Source organism: Paenibacillus chartarius, from assembly GCF_042432825.1.
In the GTDB taxonomy this organism is placed as follows: Bacteria; Bacillota; Bacilli; order Paenibacillales; family NBRC-103111; genus Gordoniibacillus; species Gordoniibacillus chartarius.
Window position 1 is genome coordinate 62,649 of record NZ_JBHLWN010000074.1, and the last position, 16,134, is coordinate 78,782.

The 16,134-nt window shown below is 57.0% G+C and carries 18 protein-coding genes; 11 read left to right on the forward strand and 7 right to left on the reverse strand.

Annotated features, from left to right (window positions below; all coding sequences use genetic code 11):
- Positions 1 to 5: 5 nt before the first annotated feature.
- The 6 genes from ilvN (at position 6) to ACFFK0_RS18875 (ending at position 5,015) form a co-directional block, all read left to right on the forward strand.
- On the forward strand, positions 6 to 485 hold the full coding sequence (gene ilvN, locus ACFFK0_RS18850) for an acetolactate synthase small subunit (protein WP_377471867.1): 480 nt from the start codon (positions 6 to 8) through the stop codon (positions 483 to 485).
- An 81-nt stretch (positions 486 to 566) separates the two neighbouring features.
- Positions 567 to 2,132, forward strand: coding sequence for an FAD-dependent oxidoreductase (locus ACFFK0_RS18855; RefSeq protein ID WP_377471868.1), 1,566 nt, complete (start codon positions 567 to 569; stop codon positions 2,130 to 2,132).
- Between the two features lie 196 nt (positions 2,133 to 2,328).
- The gene (locus tag ACFFK0_RS18860) at positions 2,329 to 4,020 is read left to right on the forward strand and encodes a methyl-accepting chemotaxis protein (protein WP_377471869.1); all 1,692 of its coding nucleotides are present in this window, start codon (positions 2,329 to 2,331) and stop codon (positions 4,018 to 4,020) included.
- Between the two features lie 23 nt (positions 4,021 to 4,043).
- Entirely contained in the window at positions 4,044 to 4,349 is a 306-nt protein-coding gene (locus tag ACFFK0_RS18865; protein WP_377471870.1) for an MGMT family protein, read from the forward strand.
- Between the two features lie 227 nt (positions 4,350 to 4,576).
- Positions 4,577 to 4,870 (forward strand): hypothetical protein, encoded by a 294-nt coding sequence (locus tag ACFFK0_RS18870; protein ID WP_377471871.1) that lies wholly within the window; start codon positions 4,577 to 4,579, stop codon positions 4,868 to 4,870.
- 52 nt (positions 4,871 to 4,922) lie between these two features.
- Entirely contained in the window at positions 4,923 to 5,015 is a 93-nt protein-coding gene (locus ACFFK0_RS18875) for a YjcZ family sporulation protein (protein ID WP_377471872.1), read from the forward strand.
- A 64-nt stretch (positions 5,016 to 5,079) separates the two neighbouring features.
- Here ACFFK0_RS18875 and ACFFK0_RS18880 read toward each other — a convergent pair whose 3' ends face one another.
- From ACFFK0_RS18880 to ACFFK0_RS18890, 3 genes are all read right to left on the reverse strand, one after another.
- A complete protein-coding gene (locus tag ACFFK0_RS18880) occupies positions 5,080 to 5,376 on the reverse strand; it encodes an alpha/beta-type small acid-soluble spore protein (protein WP_377471873.1) in 297 nt (98 codons plus the stop codon).
- Between the two features lie 98 nt (positions 5,377 to 5,474).
- On the reverse strand, positions 5,475 to 6,467 hold the full coding sequence (locus ACFFK0_RS18885; RefSeq protein ID WP_377471876.1) for a glycosyltransferase family 2 protein: 993 nt from the start codon (positions 6,465 to 6,467) through the stop codon (positions 5,475 to 5,477).
- A 149-nt stretch (positions 6,468 to 6,616) separates the two neighbouring features.
- Entirely contained in the window at positions 6,617 to 7,537 is a 921-nt protein-coding gene (locus ACFFK0_RS18890) for an RluA family pseudouridine synthase (RefSeq protein WP_377471940.1), read from the reverse strand.
- A 613-nt stretch (positions 7,538 to 8,150) separates the two neighbouring features.
- Here ACFFK0_RS18890 and ACFFK0_RS18895 point away from each other — a divergent pair.
- The gene (locus tag ACFFK0_RS18895) at positions 8,151 to 8,423 is read left to right on the forward strand and encodes a hypothetical protein (protein ID WP_377471877.1); all 273 of its coding nucleotides are present in this window, start codon (positions 8,151 to 8,153) and stop codon (positions 8,421 to 8,423) included.
- 91 nt (positions 8,424 to 8,514) lie between these two features.
- Positions 8,515 to 10,278, forward strand: coding sequence for a B12-binding domain-containing radical SAM protein (locus ACFFK0_RS18900; protein WP_377471878.1), 1,764 nt, complete (start codon positions 8,515 to 8,517; stop codon positions 10,276 to 10,278).
- 635 nt (positions 10,279 to 10,913) lie between these two features.
- On the opposite strand, the gene ACFFK0_RS18905 is transcribed toward ACFFK0_RS18900, so the two are convergent.
- From ACFFK0_RS18905 to mnmL, 3 genes are read right to left on the reverse strand one after another with little or no spacing between them, the layout of a single operon-like run.
- Entirely contained in the window at positions 10,914 to 11,882 is a 969-nt protein-coding gene (locus ACFFK0_RS18905; RefSeq protein ID WP_377471941.1) for a type I phosphomannose isomerase catalytic subunit, read from the reverse strand.
- A gap of 45 nt (positions 11,883 to 11,927) precedes the next feature.
- Positions 11,928 to 12,572 carry a tRNA 5-(aminomethyl)-2-thiouridylate-methyltransferase MnmM gene (gene mnmM / locus ACFFK0_RS18910; protein ID WP_377471879.1) on the reverse strand — a complete coding sequence of 215 codons (645 nt, stop codon included), beginning with the start codon at positions 12,570 to 12,572 and terminating at the stop codon, positions 11,928 to 11,930.
- Positions 12,573 to 12,584: 12 nt separating this feature from the next.
- Positions 12,585 to 13,550 carry a tRNA modification radical SAM protein MnmL/YtqA gene (gene mnmL, locus ACFFK0_RS18915; RefSeq protein ID WP_377471880.1) on the reverse strand — a complete coding sequence of 322 codons (966 nt, stop codon included), beginning with the start codon at positions 13,548 to 13,550 and terminating at the stop codon, positions 12,585 to 12,587.
- A gap of 167 nt (positions 13,551 to 13,717) precedes the next feature.
- Here mnmL and ACFFK0_RS18920 point away from each other — a divergent pair, with 167 nt between their 5' ends.
- From ACFFK0_RS18920 to trmB, 3 genes are all read left to right on the forward strand, one after another.
- Entirely contained in the window at positions 13,718 to 14,428 is a 711-nt protein-coding gene (locus ACFFK0_RS18920) for a WGxxGxxG-CTERM domain-containing protein (RefSeq protein WP_377471881.1), read from the forward strand.
- A 71-nt stretch (positions 14,429 to 14,499) separates the two neighbouring features.
- Positions 14,500 to 14,721: a hypothetical protein gene (locus tag ACFFK0_RS18925; RefSeq protein ID WP_377471882.1), complete on the forward strand. Its 222-nt coding sequence runs from the start codon at positions 14,500 to 14,502 to the stop codon at positions 14,719 to 14,721.
- Positions 14,722 to 14,806: 85 nt separating this feature from the next.
- Positions 14,807 to 15,520 (forward strand): tRNA (guanosine(46)-N7)-methyltransferase TrmB, encoded by a 714-nt coding sequence (trmB, locus tag ACFFK0_RS18930; RefSeq protein WP_377471883.1) that lies wholly within the window; start codon positions 14,807 to 14,809, stop codon positions 15,518 to 15,520.
- Between the two features lie 66 nt (positions 15,521 to 15,586).
- Here the strand turns inward: trmB and ACFFK0_RS18935 are convergent, their stop codons facing one another.
- The gene (locus tag ACFFK0_RS18935; RefSeq protein WP_377471886.1) at positions 15,587 to 16,114 is read right to left on the reverse strand and encodes a phosphatase PAP2 family protein; all 528 of its coding nucleotides are present in this window, start codon (positions 16,112 to 16,114) and stop codon (positions 15,587 to 15,589) included.
- Between the last annotated feature and the right edge of the window lie 20 nt (positions 16,115 to 16,134).

The following is a 16,134-nucleotide window of genomic DNA, read 5'->3' on the forward strand; positions in this document are numbered from 1 at the left end:
AAGCGATGAAACGCCATACACTTTCGGTCCTAACGAACGATCATCCGGGTGTGCTGCAGCGCATCGCGGGTCTGTTCGCCCGCCGCGGCTACAATATCGAGAGCATCACGGTAGGGTCGTCCGAGCGGGAAACGTTCTCGCGGATGACGATCGTCGCAGCCGGCGACGACCGGATCCGCGACCAAATCGTGCTCCAGCTCGCCAAGCTCATTGATGTCATTGATGTGACCTTGCTGGATGCGAAGCCGATGGTTTCGCGGGAGCTCATGCTGGTGAAGCTGCAGGCCGGTCCCGGGGAAAGAGCGGATATTATGGCGATTGCCGAATCGTTCCGCTGCGCGGTTGTCGATGTCAGCCCCGGCACGCTGATCGTTCAGGTCGTCGGCGACTTTGCCAAAAACAACGCCTTGCTGCAGCTGCTGCGTCCGTTCCGCGTCGTGGAGCTGACGCGAACCGGCGAAACGGCGATGAGCCGGTCTTCGTAGCAGCGCCGCAATCCGTATGCATAGAAGCACCCCGGTTTGGAGAATTTATGCAAAACAACCAAAACAGGGAGCTTACTACCGATGACATCGAACCGAACGATATCTACAGCTGCCGAAGCCGCAGCGATGCCGCAATTTCCCGAATCGTACTGGCTGGACTCGACCCGAATCCCGACGTATCCGAAGCTCGACCGCGATATAACGGTCGATGTCGCGATTGTCGGCGGCGGCATTACGGGCATTACAACGGCTTACCTGCTGACAAAGCAGGGGCTCAAGACAGCCGTCGTCGACGCCGGACGAATACTGCGCGGCACGACAGGCTCCACCACAGCGAAAATTACGGCGCAGCACGACTTGATCTACGACGAGTACATCACCCACTTCGGCGAAGAGAAGGCGCGGCTGTATTACGAAGCGAACAACGAGGCGCTGCAGCTGATCAAGAAACTGGCCGCCGACCACAACATCGAGTGCCAGCTGTTGGAGCAGGACGCCTACGTCTATACGAGCGATGCGAACTATATCCGCCAGATCGAAGCCGAATATCGCGCCTACGAGAAGCTGGGCATTCCGGGAAGTCTCGTCGACAAGACGCCGCTCCCGTTCGAGACGAAAGCGGCCGTCATCATGAAGGATCAGGCGCAGTACAACCCGGTGCCGTTTCTCGTGGCTTTGGCCGAAGAGGTCGTGCGAGGCGGCGGACAAATCTTCGAGCTGTCGACGGTAGTCGGTGCGAAGACGGGAAGCACGTGCACCGTGAACACCCAGGACGGACCGAAAATCACGTGCCGGCACGTCGTCAGCGCCTCTCACTATCCGTTCAACGATCGCAAAGGGTTTTATTTTGCCAAGCTGCACGTGGAGCGGTCGTACGCTATGGCGGTGAAGACGGAGAAGAGCTATCCGGGCGGCATGTACATCAGCGCGGAGAAGCCGGCGCGCTCGCTGCGCTCGGTGCTCGTGAACGGGGAGCCGATGGTCATCGTAAGCGGGGAAGGACACAAGACGGGGCAGGGAACGGCCACGCACCGGTATTACGAGAATCTGCAGAAATTCGGGGAGGAGACGTTCGGCATTCGTGAAATTGCTTACCGCTGGTCGGCGCAGGACGTATTCACGCTGGATCATATGCCTTACATCGGGCGCGAGCTGGCGGATACGCCGAATTTGTATATCGCCACCGGGTTCCGCAAATGGGGCATGACCAGCAGCGTCGTCGCCGCCATGCTGAACACGAAGCTGATCCTCGGCGAAGCGACGCCTTATGAGGACGTGTTTACGCCGCAGCGCTTTCAGGCGAACCCAAGCATCCAGACGCTGGTGTCCGAGAACGCGAACGTAGCCGGCAATTTGATTGCCGGGAAGTTCGACATGACGTTCAGACAGCCGGAAGAGCTGCAGAAGGGCGAGGGCGGCGTCGTGAAGGTGAACGGCAAACGCACCGGCGCTTTCCGCGATAACGAGGGCCGGCTGCATCTGGTGGATACGACTTGCAAGCATATGGGCTGCGAGGTCAATTGGAACGACGCGGAGAAAACGTGGGACTGTCCGTGCCACGGCTCCCGCTACAGCTACGAAGGCGACGTCATCGAGGGTCCGGCCAAGCAGCCGCTCGCAAAGGTGGAGCTGGAAACCGCCCGCTGAACAATGAAGCATGACAAAGAAACCACCCATTGAAAAGGGAAGCCATCGGGCAACCACTCCATGGAGTGGTTTTCTTTCGTTTACGCGCGATTCGATACGATGCTTCTACACGTAAACTTAACAAAGAAATGTCGAATAACCTAGTATAATTAGGGTATTCGACATGTGAAAAAAGTCCCGGAAAGGATTGTACGGAATGAAGCTAACGATCGCCAAACAAATTGTCATCGGATTTCTCATCGTACCTCTGCTCCTTGCCGGCATTGGCGGAATGTCCTATCGATACTTGCAGCAAATAGACGAATCGTACGACAGTATGATGAAGGTTCAGGCCGCCGCGGCCTCCAGTGCACATGTCATCCAGTTCGACGCCGCCCAGCAGATGAACTTCCTCAGCTCCTATATGATGACGAGCGAAAGCCAGTATCTCGACGGATTTCGACAGACGAACAGCGACTTGAACGAGCTGAACGCCAAGATCGTTCCGCTGCTGGCCGCAGAAGAACAGGAGTCCGTCCGGAAAATCCAGGAGCTGAACAAGCGGCTTCTAGAGCAGGCGGACCGAGTGTCGGCGCTGCTGAAGAGCGACCCGAAGCAGGCGGAGCTCATTATCAGGCAGGAAGTGCTCATTACCGGGACGAATATTAAGAGTTTATCGAAGGAGCTGGTCGACCGGCAGGAGCTGCTTATGGAAGAGATGAGCCGTTCGAATTCGGCGCTGATCGGTTCGACCAAAGAATTGATCGTCATCGCCAGCGCCATCGCGATTGTCATTGCTCTTCTCACGGGTATCGCTTTCGCCGTCCGCATCTCCAGACCTATCTCCCTCTTGACGAAGCAGCTGAAAAATATCGCCCAGGGCGAAGGCGATTTGACGCAGGAAATCCAGATCAAGTCGAAGGACGAGTTCGGCCTGATTGCCCTGTATTTCAACGAGATGGTTCGCAAGCTGCGCAGTCTGATGCTGCAAATTCATGCGCATGCGGAGACGCTGGCCGCTCAAGCGGAGCAATTGAACGGCAATGCGGCGGTTACCGGCTTGGAAGCGCAGAGCATCACGGACACGATTCAACACGTTGCCTCGGGGACCGATCTGCAGCATGAGCATGTCGAAGAAAGCTCCAAAGCCGTCGGCGTCATCTCGCAGCATGCCGGTCAAATCGCCGGAAGGTCGGAGCAAGTATCGACGATGGTTCATGACACGAAAGATCGGGCGCTCGAAGGGAATCAGGCGATCGAAACGGCGATGAGCCAGATGTCGGCGATCCATGCGTCGCTTGCCGCGATTGAGAACGCCGTTCTGCAATTGGAGGAGCGGGCGGTGCAGATCGAGGAGTCTACGCTGCTGATTACGAGCGTCGCGCGTAAGACGAACCTGATTGCGCTTAACGCCGGCATCGAATCTTCCCGGGCGGGCGAACAAGGGCGCAGCTTCGCGGTCGTGGCCGGCGAGGTACGATCCCTGGCGGTGCAGTCGTCCAAATCGGCGGAGACGGTAACCGAGATGATTTTTTCCATTCGGGAAGAGGCCGGGCGCATCACCTCGTTAATGAAAGCGAGCGCGAACGAAATCGAGCGCGGTCTTCAAGATGTGAACCGGGCGCGCAGCGCCTTTGATTCGATTACGCATTCGATTCAACAGATCGACAAGGAGATGGGGGAAGTCGCTTCCGCCTCCGGCCAGATGGCGTCGGATCTTCGCGACGTGACATCCGCAATCGGATCGATTGCCGAAGTGGCGGCGACGAATGCGGACAGCACGAAAAATATTTTCCATTCCGCCTCCCATCAGCAGCAGTCCGTTCAAGATATTACGTCTTCGATCCGGATGCTGTCCGAATTGGCCGGGCAGCTGCAGGACGACATCCGCCGATTCAAAATCAGCTAGCGAAGGAGCAGAGAAGCGGCACCATGACCGAATTCACCGAAAAAGTCATCACCGTCATCCGTGCAATTCCCGAAGGAAAGGTGATGACGTACGGACAAGTCGCGGCGGAAGCGGGCAGCCCGCGGGCGGCTCGCCAAGTCGTGAGAATTCTTCATTCGATGAGCGCTCCATACAAGCTGCCTTGGCACCGCGTCATCGGCGGCAAGGGAGAACTGCGTCTTCCGGACGGCGAAACGCTGGAGGAGCAGCTGTTCCTTCTCGCCGCGGAAGGCGTCGAGGTGACTGGCCGGCGGTACGTGGATTTGGAGCGCTACGGCTACCGGACTTAGGGGCCGCGTGATCGCTAGGCAAGATCGAATATTTGGACCACGAAGTGGTAATGCGCCAACAAGCAAGCCCGGCTCCAGACGTTTCCAACGTCCGGAGCCGGGCTGTTTGTTTGCCTATTTTCACTGCCGTTAAGGCGCTTGCCTAGGCCAAGCGAACTGACGAGCATAAGCTACAAATGAACATCCAAGATACTGGCTGTCTTGGGACGAATCGAGGTGGAACAACGATGACCCCGGTAATTACAAAGGCACAAGTCAAGCCCCTTATCGGCAAGTACGTGTATGCGCTGAAGAAGGACGGCACGGTCGTGCATGGCAAGCTGGTTCGCGTCAAGGGCTACGAGCTGATTCTCGCGCCGAAGGCGCGGAAGGGCGCCCGGAAAAACGTACAAACGAAAGCGTTCTTGGCACCGCTCGTTCTCTTCGATCTGCTGGCAATCGGTACGGCGCCTTACGCGTTCGGTCCCGGCTTCGGCCCCGGATTCGGCGGATACCCGTACGGCGGAGGCTTCTTCTGGTAATTCTTAACCCCCTCCATCGCAAAAAGAAAATTTTGAGAAGGAGGTGACGACCATGTCCAACATCGGCTTCGGCTTTACATCCACTGCTGCAATTCTGGTTCTGTTCATCCTGCTGGTTATCGTTGCTCGCGCATTCGTACTGTAAAGTGACCGCTGTAAAGCGTCCGCATCCCGATTATCGGGCGGCGGGCGCTTTCCGTCGTAACGGATTACCGCTGCGGCCCGGAAGCAGAATTCGCTCCGGACAGTTTCTGCTGAGCCATACGAACCATTTCACGGACCATTGCGCCGCCGATCTGGCCGCCGATCCGTCCGGCGTCCTCCGTTTGCAGCTGTCCGTTATATCGCGGATCGAGAGGAATGCCAAGCGATTTGGCCACTTCGAATTTAACTTGCTCCGGTCTTGCCGCCTGATATCCTTCTCGTCTCATGACGTCCGCTTTAAATTGATCGAGCGCTCTTCCCGCATGAGGGACAAGCGGGCGATTGCTGCGTCTGCGCGCCATCGATAGAAGCCTCCTTGTACTGAAATCGTACGTCCTGTGCTTCATATGATGCCCAATTGCAGCGCAGTTATGAACCTCCCATGGACCCTTCGGCAAGGTTAGGAAATGCCCGCGTCGGTCAACCTCGAGGCAGGAACGGACAGCGGCATTTCCGATGCAGTGTCGAGCTCCTTCTCGATCAAGTAGCGAGGACGCTGCTTGACTTCGGAATAAATTTTGCCGACGTATTCTCCAATTAAGCCTACAGCGAGCAGCTGAACGCCGCCGATGAACCAGAGTGACAGCATCAGCGATGTCCAACCCGAAACAGCGGTCCCGGACCACTTGCTGATCACTGTGTACAAGCCGGCCAGCAGCGAACAGACGAATAATACGAAGCCTGCGCCGGTAACGAACCGGATCGGCTTCGCCGTAAACGACGTAACGCCTTCGAAGGCAAGCGACAGCATACGGCCGAGCGGATATTTGCTGGTTCCCGCGGTACGCGGCTTGCGGCTGTAGTATACTCGGGCCGCCGGAAGTCCAAGCAGCGGTATGAGCCCGCGCAGAAACAAATTGACTTCACGGAACTGCTTCAGATGCTCCAGCGCGCGGCGGCTTAGCAGGCGGCAGTCCGCGTGATTGTGCTCGAGCTTCACGCCGAGCCGGGCCATGACCCGATAGAAGCCGACGGCTGACGTACGTTTGAACCAGGAGTCGGATTCGCGGTCCTCCCTAACGCCATAGACGATGTCGCAGCCGTCCCGATACAGCGTGATGAAGCTGCGAATCACCCGGATATCGTCCTGCAGGTCCGCATCGATGGAAATGACGCAGTCGGCGCCGCGTTCTCCCGCCCGCTGCAGTCCGCAGAGGAGCGCGTTCTGATGCCCGGCATTTCGCGCGAGCTTTACCGCCGTAACTAGCCGATTGGACCTCGCGTGCTGCTCCAGCAGCTGCCAGGTGCTGTCGCGCGAACCGTCGTCGACGAACAACAAGCAGCTTCGCCTGGAAACGAGCTCATCCTCCATCAAACGATCCAGCTCGTCGGACAGCGCTTCTATTGTTGACGAAAGCACTTCTTCTTCGTTATAGCAGGGAACGACAATCATAAGAACAGGCTCTTGGGCAGGCATGGAAACTCTCACTTTCTGCTGATAGGAGCGGGGAGTCGTATGATTTCCATTGTGGCCCAAGGATGAAGAGTACAAACGCTAAACCCCTCCATTGCTCGCAATAAGCACTGGAGGGGCTGGGGGGGTTAAGCTTTGGACTGGAACGGGCGCAGCAGCAAGCGGGGAATGTCGGTTTCGAATCGCATCAGCTTGCCGGTGCGCGGGTGCTCGAAGGAGAGGACCCTGGCATGAAGCCCGAGCCGGCCGATCGCCCTTGAGCGGGAGCCGTATTTTTTGTCCCCGACGATCGGATGACCGATGTCCGCCATATGGACGCGGATCTGGTTCTTCCGTCCGGTCTCCAGCTGCACCTCGAGCAGCGAAAAATCGCTTGTAGTTTGCAGCGTCTTGTAGCGCGTTACCGCATATTGGCCGTCGTTCGGATGCTGGCTGGAATACATCAGCAGCGTCTTCGTCTCCTTCAGCCACGACGTGATCGTATCCTCCGCTTTGCGGACCTTGCCTTCGACCAGCGCAACGTACGTACGTTCCTTGACGATATCCTGCCATTCGTTCTGCAGCTTCTGCTGGATCTCTTCGCTCTTCGCGAACATCATCACGCCGGACGTATCGCGGTCCAGCCGGTGGACGACGAATATTCTGGCATGCGGATTGACGACCCGGACATGGGCGGTCAGCTGCCGATAAGCCGTTAGCTCCTGATTGTCGGCCTTGTCGCCGGCCGAGATCGAAAGCAGCCCGGCTTCTTTATGGATAACGATAATATCGTCGTCTTCATACAAAATAGTCATCGCTGCCAACGGCAGCTTCTCGGCAGGCGCTTCCTTGCGCAAGGTAACCGTCTGTCCGGGCTGCAGCATGTAATCGTATGCCGTTACGCTGCGGCCGTCGACTTCAATTTGCCCGCGGGCCAGCATCGATTTGAGTGAATTCCGCCCTTGGTTCGTAACTGTCTTCAGCAGGAAGCTAAGCAGTTCGTCGGCTTCCGCCACCGGATAAGTTTTGTCGCCCCCGGAGCGGCCCGGTCTTGCAGCTGCAGTATGCATACGGAGCTCCTTGCGCTGGGAGAGCCGCCCTCCTTGCTGCCGTTCACCGCGGCCGGAAGTCCAGCCATCGCCGAGCGGAGCATTCCCTCGTCCATCGGCGGGCCGCCGCCGTTCCTGCTTGAACGGCCCGGCATTCGGCTGCTCCGCCGAGGTGTTCCTGGGACGGCCGGCCAGGCGCTGCGCCTCGCTGCCCCGAGGTTCGCGTACATGGCTGCGCTGCTTCGGTTCCTGCGGCGCTTGCGGGGCTTGCTCACTCAGCCGGGCCAGCAATTCCTGCTCCTCCAGCCATGACCGGCCGCCGCCGCGCAGCTTCGGCCGGGCCGCCGGAGCGCCAGGCGGTTTCCGCCCGGCGCCGCTGTGCCGCGCCTGTCCGCCCGGACGGCCGCCTCCGGGACCGCTCCCGCCGGGGCTATTGCCGCCGCCTGCGCGCAGCCCTCTGCTACCGCTTCTTCTTTCGTTCGTCATAAGATCGTGTCATCCCCTTTATATCGTTCAACCCACTATACCATATCGTAACCCTCCGGCATAACATTACTCGGGCATGGGAAAGCTGGATAGTAAAGTTAAGCGCATTCATGCGCCTATCCTCAGTATAAACGAAGGAGTATGCCCCATGCTGCTTTACCAATTATCGCAATGGCTGGATGAACGGCAGCGTTTGCAGCAAGAGCTTCGCCTCACTGGAGCCGATAACGAAGCGTTCTTCGGCGTTCAGAACCGGATTCACGATTTGGAGGAACGCCTGTACAGCCGCGCCCGGGAGTGGAGCGCTGCTCATTATGTGCAGCCCGCTGCTTCGTCCGCCGCGCCTGACAATGCGGCGCTGCTGAACGGTACGCCGTATGAGCCGCCTGTGCTGCTGGACACCGAACCGGAGCTGCCGTAACGCCCCATTTTGCCGATGCCGACGTTTCCGTGTAGAATGTTAGCATAACGCCTGCGGATTGGCCGCAGCTGCACGAAAGGTCGTAACCAACATGAATGTCGTTGTCGCAACGTTAAACGCCAAATATATTCACACCTCGCTTGCCCTGCGCTGCCTGAAGGCGTTCTGCCAAGACGAGTTCGTCGTGGAGATCGCCGAATATACGATTAAAGACCCTGCCATGAACATCGTCTCCGACCTGTATGCGCGTGGGCCCGACGTGGTCGGCTTCTCCTGCTACATCTGGAACATCGAGGAGACGCTCGTCATCGTCAGCATGCTGAAAAAAATTCGTCCCGATCTGACGATCGTCCTCGGCGGTCCCGAAGTTTCTTATGATACCGAGTATTGGATGAAGCGCGTGCCCGAGGTTGATTTTATCGTTGTCGGGGAAGGGGAGGAGACGTTCAAGCATTTCCTGCAGGAGCTGTCCTCCACCCGCAAATATCATTTCGTATACGGGCTCGCCTACCGCAAGGCGGATGAAGTGATTCTGACGCCCGGCCGCCCCAAGCTCAATCTGGCCGAGCTGCCGTCGCCGCACCGTTTCCCGGAAGACGTACCGACACTGGCGAACCGCGTCGTCTATTTCGAGACAAGCCGGGGCTGCCCGTTTTCGTGCCAATTCTGCTTGTCCAGCATTGAAGTCGGGGTCCGGTATTTCGATATCGAGCGGACGAAGAGCGATTTGCTCTACTTGATCGGATCGGGAGCCAAGCTGATCAAGTTCGTCGACCGTACGTTCAATATCAAACGCGATTACGCGATGGAGATGTTCCGGTTCCTGATCGAGAATCACGGGGGCTGTACGTTCCAATTTGAAATTACCGCCGACATTATGAGGCCCGAGGTGCTGGCGTATTTGCAAGAGCACGCGCCGCCGGGAGTGTTACGGTTCGAGATCGGCGTCCAGTCGACGAACGATTTGACGAATTCGCTGGTGCAGCGCCGGCAAAATTTCACGAAGCTGACCCGCACGGTAACGATGGTCAAAGAAAGCGGCAAAATCGACCAGCACCTCGACCTGATCGCCGGACTGCCGGAGGAAGACTACAACTCGTTCCGCAAAACGTTCAACGACGTATTTGCCCTCGGTCCGGAGGAGCTTCAGCTCGGCTTCCTGAAGATGCTGCGCGGAACCGGCCTGCGGAACGATGCCGCTCGCTGGGGCTACGTGTATATGGACAACGCGCCGTATGAAATTTTGGGCAACGACATTTTGCCGTTCGAGGATTTGATGCGGATCAAGCGGGTGGAGGACGTACTGGAAAAATATTGGAACGCCCACCGGATGGATCGTACGATGACGTATTTGATTCGCGAAGAGTTCGAGTCGGCGTTCGACTTCTTCCAGGAGTTCGGCGATTATTGGGAGCAGCGGGGCTGGCAGAAGATCGGCCACCAGCTGGAGGATCTGTTTACGAGACTGTGGGCGTTCCTGTCGCATCGGGGCGTACGGCGTCCGGACACGGCGCTCGGGCTCATGAAGCTCGATTATTTCTTGGGCCATAAATACAAGCCGCGGAAAATATGGTGGGACTTCACCCTCGAGAAGTCCGATCAGTCGGAGCTGCTGCGGCGGGTTGCCGAGCATCCGCACGCTTTATCGGACGCATTCGCGTCACTGGGATTGTCGGAGAAAGACCTTCACAAGCATACGATGGTCGAGGTGCTTCCGTTCGATCTGGCCGCTTACGAGGCTGAAGGCGTGCTGGCGGCGGTGCCGACGCTGCTCGTCGTCTATTATCCGCCTGACGCCGCTTCGCCGGCTTCGTATTACTCGATGAAGCTGGCCGAGAGGGCAGGGGCGTTCTAACGTCGGCTGCAGGCTAGGCCCTTCGGCAATGAAAAAAACCTTCCCTGCCATCCGGCGAGGAAGGTTTTTTGACCATATCAAAATTTATAGATTTCGCTTAGAGAAATGTGAATCTAAATTGGCATGAAAAAGCTTCCTCTACGCCGGGTCATCCTTCGCGGAAAGGGCTTAGGGCTTGGAATAGAAGCTTTTCTTAGTAGCGGTTCCGAACGATCTCTTGGACTTACGTATACGGTACCGTTCATATAGCTTCATGTGAGAAGCTCTTCAGAGCAGTCTTATGTCAAGTTGATCGTTTATGAGCAAAAAAACATGTAAATGTACAGGAATCTTTAACGTACCCGGGACGTGTAGAGCAAATGCCTGCGAATGTACAGGAATCTGTGCGGTTTAAGCCTTTGTCGGGTTGTTTATAACGAAACAAATGTAAAATCGCAGTAATCGAACCGTGGAAAACCAGCTAGACTCGGGTTCCTGCACTTTTGCAGGCATTCTTCTACAAATGACTCCGTGCTGAAGTTTGGATCGCATAGTCGAAGGCGCCAAGCAACAAGCACTATTTTGCACAACCAGATTAACGCGGTAAATATACTCGTCCAAGGATGGCGCAAGCCGTTTTCTTACTAGCCGTCCGTTCAAGGCACCATGCTGCGCAGTACGGTCATGTTATCGCCCTCTAACGTGTAGGCGCCGAGCGTTGCCGGCAGAAGGAAGCACTGGCCCGCCTGGGCATCGAGTCGGCCGCCGTCCCATCCGATCGTCCCGCTGCCGCTGCAGACGATGATGATCGTGAAGCTTTCCGGCGTCGTCTCGAGTGCCCAAGAGCCGTTCACCAGACCCTTCTGCGTAACGAAGTAAGGAGACTGCGCCAGCGTCAGCCATTCGTTCGGCTGCGACACATTCGTCTTCATCCGTGTCGCTCCGGAGCCTTCATAAGCGATTACGTTCAAGGAATCTTCGATATGCAGCTCGCGCGGCTTGCCGTCCAGCCCCGGGCGGTTATAATCGTACAGACGGTACGTTGTATCCGAGTTTTGCTGAATTTCGGCAACGAGCACGCCGCTGCAAAGCGCATGAACCGTTCCCGCCGGAATATAGAACGAATCCCCGGCTTCAACGGATACCTCCTGCAGGCAGTCCATAATACGCCCGTCGGCGATAGCGGCTGCTAGCGAATCGCGTGTGACGCCGGGCTCCAAGCCATATATGATTTTAGCGCCAGGCTTGGCGTCGAGAATGTACCACATTTCGGTTTTACCCAGCTCACCGGCAGGCAGCCGCTCGTACGAATCGCTTGGATGCACCTGTACGGACAAGTCGTCCTCGCAGTCCAGCAGCTTGATCAGCAGCGGGAAGCGGCCGTTCTTCTCCGAGAAGCCCTTCGTGCCGAACCATGTCTTGCCGAGCCTCTCGCGCACTTCGTCGAGTCCCAGGCCGGCCAGTTCGCCGTTCACGACCCGGGTTGTGCCGTTCGGATGGTCGCCGATCATCCAGCCTTCGCCGATCCGGCCCTCCGGGAGCTCCAGCCCAAACTGCTCCAGGGCTCGTCCTCCCCAGACGCGCTCTTTCATCTCAGCCTTAAATTGCAGCGGATACGGTTTCACTTCGGTCACAGTCGTCCTCTCCCAGTCTATCGTAATATTTATCTATCAACGATTATACTCACGGGAGGATTTTTTTTCCACCGCCACCAAGTATGGGGCTGTAGCAGGAGCGTTCGTGAAGCTGTACCGCAGAGTTTGCGCCGCACGCTGCGGCAAGCCGGCCGCCCATGCTTCAACGGCTTCGGCTTCCTCGCGGCCGCCGGAATGCCCGGGATACAATACCGCAGTCAGCACGCCGCCGGGCCGCAGCAGCCGCAGCGCCGCTTCCATCGCCGGGATCGTCGTATCCGGGCGGGTAATGATGCGCTCCCCATCGCTCTCATCCGCTGCGGAGCCGTCGCCCGGCAAGTAGCCTAAGTTGAACATGACCGCTGCCACTCCGGCGTCTCTACCATCAATTTTGCCCAAACGATCCTCTGCTTTCACATACGCTTCCATCTCATGATGGCTCGCCAGTACAAGCCGGTACCTGCACGGATCCATTCCGGCCGCTGCAAGACGCACCTGTGTTTGCTCGAGCGCTTCCGGCTGAATGTCGAAAGCTACGACGCGGCCGGACGCACCGACGAGTCGGCACAGCAAGAGAGTGTCGTTACCGCATCCGGCCGTGGCATCTATGGCCATGTCACCGGCTTGAACCCGCTGCTGGACAAGCTGATGCGCAAAGCTCAGCACCGATAAGAACCCCATCCCGACGCCTCCTCACGCATCTCTCCAATATTTGCCCTGCCACGTGTCGCGGCGTGCGAGCTCGGCGTCGATCGCGTTGAGCACTTCCCACTTCTTCAAGCTCCACATCGGCCCGATCAACAGCTCCCGCGGCGCATCTCCGGTCAAGCGGTGTACGATCATCTGCGGCGGCAAAAATTCCAGCGTATCGGCGATGAGCCCCACATACTCGTCCTTCTCCAAAAAGCGCAGCAGTCCCGCTTCGTACTGCTTCACCATCGGCGTCTTGCGCATGAGATGCAGCAGATGAATTTTCACGCCCTGCACGTCCATCCTGGCCACAGCGCGTCCCGTTTCCAGCATCATCTCGTGCGTTTCCTGCGGCAGCCCGTAAATGATATGTGCGCAAACCCGAATGCCCCGGGCGCGCAGCCGCGCTACCGCATCGAGATAACACTCCGTATCGTGGGCGCGGTTAATCAGGACGGAGGTGGACTCGTGTACGGTTTGCAGACCCATTTCGACCCACAAATACGTACGCTCGTTCAGTTCGGCCAAATAGTCCACGACGTCATCGGGCAAGCAGTCCGGACGTGTCGCAATGGAGAGGCCTACGACGCCGGGCAGCGCCAGAACGGTTTCGTAATACTCGCGGAGCTCTTCTAAAGGCGCATACGTGTTGGTGTAAGCCTGAAAGTACGCAATATATTTGGCGTTCGGCCATTTCTGATGCTGCAGGTCGCTGATTGTCCGGAACTGCGTAATCAAGTCGTCGCGGCGGCTGCCGGCGAAGTCGCCCGAGCCCCGCGCGCTGCAGAACGTGCACCCGCCCGTGGCAATCGTTCCATCACGGTTCGGGCATGTAAAGCCGGCGTCGAGCATGACCTTGAACACTTTCTCGCCGAACGTTTCGCGCATTTCGTAATTCCATGTATGAAACCGCTTGTCTCCCCACAGGAGCGGGGATCCGGCGGCGGATGTATGGATTTGAACGGACATGAGTGAACATCCTCCTTATTTTTTCTATTGTATCGGAAAATACCCCCGAGCGCGACTCCCAGCCATCCCAGCATTGCCGCTAACGTCCAGCAAGTCCCCCGGGTGAAAGACGTCGTGAACGGTCACGCTATAAGAGCAGTTTAAATCGAATGGAGAGGGGATTTGGCATGAACAAGCTCCATACCGTTACGCTGGCTGCCGCTGTCGCTTCCGTATTGGCGTTTTCCGGCTCCGCTCTGGCCACAACAGGCATGGGCTCGACCTCGACGACGTCCGGTACGGGCACGACTGCCGGCGTAACCGGTTCGGCATCGTACGATTCCACCTACACGTATTCGAATCCGACTACGGGTACTCCCGATTCGACTAGCTCCCGGTACAGCACCGGGGCGCCCGGCACGTTCGGGGCGAGCACTACCGGAATCAACACCACTAGCACGAGTGGGACTAGCGGAACCACTGGTACAACCGGCACTACCGGTACAACCGGTACAACCGGTACTACTGGTACTACTGGTACTACAAGTACAACAGGCACATCCGGTACTACCGGTAGTACAAGCACAACCGGCACCACCGGCAACACGACGTCCGGCTCCAGCTCTTTCAACGGCACGAACACAGGCACTTACACCGGCGCTTCGACATCCTATCGGAATTATGGACACAACCTGCTTGACCGGATGAGCACGACCGGGATCGGCACAGGAACGCCATCGCCCGGTGCCGGTACCGGCAACTACGATACGAATTCGTACCGTGCATATGCAACCGGCGATAACTCGATGGATTGGGGCTGGCTGGGCCTTCTCGGCTTGCTTGGCCTTGCCGGCTTGCGGAGCGGCAATCGCGAGCGTGACGACGACACGGTAAAATAATTCAACGTTAGCCCCCTCCAAAATGAAGATTTGGCAGGGGGCGATCTCTATTCCTACCAGGAGGATAAACGATGATACAATCGGCGCCAGCGATCAAAATTCCTCACAGCGAGGATACGATTACGATTCAATTGACCGTCAAGGAAGCGATAGCGCTCGGTCACCATGTCCATTTTGCCGGAGACCGTCACATCGAAACGACAGCCAAACGAAAAATTGCCCAACAGCTGGAGCAAAGCTTAATTCGCAGCACCGACTCTTCGCAAATCGACTATTTTGCGCTTCAGGTATAACGTTTGCTTTCCATCATAATTCTTTGCATTTTCCCCGAAAATCTACTAAACTCAGTAGTTAGCCGGAAATTCGGGAGGAACAACAATGCGGTTAAGAGGAAGAAGAGGGACCCGGGAAGAGCTGGAGCAGCGCACCGATCTGGTGGTGCTGGATCCCAAAGCTTACAAGGGCCGATGGCACGAGCGGTTTGGCAACAACAACCCGATTCATGTGGAGCTTGGCATGGGAAAGGGCCAATTCATTACACAGCTCAGCGCCCAAAACCCCGATATCAACTATATCGGTATCGATATGTTCGACCAGCTGCTTCACCGGGCATCGGACAAAGCGATCAAAGCGCGGATCGAGCACGGACGTCCGGAGCTGAACAACCTTGCGATTGTACTGTTTAACATTGAATATTTGGAAGACGTGTTTGCCGACAATGAGTTGGAACGGGTTTATTTGAATTTCAGCGATCCATGGCCGAAGAAGCGGCACCACCGGCGTCGCCTGACGCATCCGAACTTCCTTCGCAAGTACATGCGAATGCTGAATTCGAACGGGGACATTCATTTCAAGACCGATTCGGAAGAGCTGTTCGAGTTTTCTTTGAACTCATTCTCCGACGTCGGTCTGCGCATGCGCAACATCACGTTGAGCTTGCACCGCGAGGGGAATCCGTCCTTCAACGTTATGACGGAATACGAAGGAAAGTTCGTCGAGCAGGGCAAGCCGATTTACCGGTGCGAGGTCGTTGTCGGAGCCGATGCTTTGGCCAAGCATGTAGAGGCGTTAAAGACGGAAACCAGCAAATAAGCAGACAAAATCCCTCTACTTGCGGCGCGGATCGCCTGAAGTAGAGGGATTGTTGCTGTTGCGGGCTTAAACCCAAGACGTGTACGTGACGACCGCCGCGGCAGAACCGATGAAGCTGCCCGCTGCGACGTCGGACGGGTAATGAAGTCCGAGGTAGATACGGGATAACGCGACGGACAAGGCGAGCGGAATCAAGGCGAAGCCGATTACCGGAAATGCGAATACATACGGAAGCACCGTCGAGAAAATCGCCGTCGTGTGTCCCGACGGGAACGAGTGGTCCTTGAGCGGGTTTTTGCAAATAATCGTATCCGGCACGACAAGATAAGGGCGAAGACGAGGGTATTTTTTCTTAATGATTGCAACCGGGATATGACTGGCGGCCAGCGCAACCAGTGCTTGCATAGCGGCGGTGCGGAGCGCGCCTTGACCGAATATGGCAAGCAAGAGCGATACGACGATGGTCGCCGTCGCTCCACCCAAATGTGTGACGGTATTAAAGAAGAATCCGAGCACCGAGTGTTGAATTCTTTGATTTACGAAACAAAACATCCGGTTCTCATGATGCTGAAGCCAGACGACGACACGGCTCATCGGATCCTCTCCTTAGTATG

What these genes read in the sequence shown, in the direction of transcription:
- ACFFK0_RS18870 (WP_377471871.1), top strand. Translation starts at nt 4,577, where the DNA reads ATGACCCCGGTAATTACAAAGGCACAAGTCAAGCCCCTTATCGGCAAG.
- ACFFK0_RS18875 (WP_377471872.1), top strand. Translation starts at nt 4,923, where the DNA reads ATGTCCAACATCGGCTTCGGCTTTACATCCACTGCTGCAATTCTGGTT.
- ACFFK0_RS18890 (WP_377471940.1), bottom strand. Translation starts at nt 7,537, where the DNA reads ATGCATACTGCAGCTGCAAGACCGGGCCGCTCCGGGGGCGACAAAACT.
- ACFFK0_RS18885 (WP_377471876.1), bottom strand. Translation starts at nt 6,467, where the DNA reads ATGATTGTCGTTCCCTGCTATAACGAAGAAGAAGTGCTTTCGTCAACA.
- ACFFK0_RS18865 (WP_377471870.1), top strand. Translation starts at nt 4,044, where the DNA reads ATGACCGAATTCACCGAAAAAGTCATCACCGTCATCCGTGCAATTCCC.
- ACFFK0_RS18935 (WP_377471886.1), bottom strand. Translation starts at nt 16,114, where the DNA reads ATGAGCCGTGTCGTCGTCTGGCTTCAGCATCATGAGAACCGGATGTTT.
- ACFFK0_RS18860 (WP_377471869.1), top strand. Translation starts at nt 2,329, where the DNA reads ATGAAGCTAACGATCGCCAAACAAATTGTCATCGGATTTCTCATCGTA.
- ACFFK0_RS18920 (WP_377471881.1), top strand. Translation starts at nt 13,718, where the DNA reads ATGAACAAGCTCCATACCGTTACGCTGGCTGCCGCTGTCGCTTCCGTA.
- ACFFK0_RS18855 (WP_377471868.1), top strand. Translation starts at nt 567, where the DNA reads ATGACATCGAACCGAACGATATCTACAGCTGCCGAAGCCGCAGCGATG.
- ilvN (WP_377471867.1), top strand. Translation starts at nt 6, where the DNA reads ATGAAACGCCATACACTTTCGGTCCTAACGAACGATCATCCGGGTGTG.
- trmB (WP_377471883.1), top strand. Translation starts at nt 14,807, where the DNA reads ATGCGGTTAAGAGGAAGAAGAGGGACCCGGGAAGAGCTGGAGCAGCGC.
- ACFFK0_RS18880 (WP_377471873.1), bottom strand. Translation starts at nt 5,376, where the DNA reads ATGGCGCGCAGACGCAGCAATCGCCCGCTTGTCCCTCATGCGGGAAGA.
- ACFFK0_RS18900 (WP_377471878.1), top strand. Translation starts at nt 8,515, where the DNA reads ATGAATGTCGTTGTCGCAACGTTAAACGCCAAATATATTCACACCTCG.
- ACFFK0_RS18925 (WP_377471882.1), top strand. Translation starts at nt 14,500, where the DNA reads ATGATACAATCGGCGCCAGCGATCAAAATTCCTCACAGCGAGGATACG.
- ACFFK0_RS18895 (WP_377471877.1), top strand. Translation starts at nt 8,151, where the DNA reads ATGCTGCTTTACCAATTATCGCAATGGCTGGATGAACGGCAGCGTTTG.
- mnmM (WP_377471879.1), bottom strand. Translation starts at nt 12,572, where the DNA reads ATGGGGTTCTTATCGGTGCTGAGCTTTGCGCATCAGCTTGTCCAGCAG.
- mnmL (WP_377471880.1), bottom strand. Translation starts at nt 13,550, where the DNA reads ATGTCCGTTCAAATCCATACATCCGCCGCCGGATCCCCGCTCCTGTGG.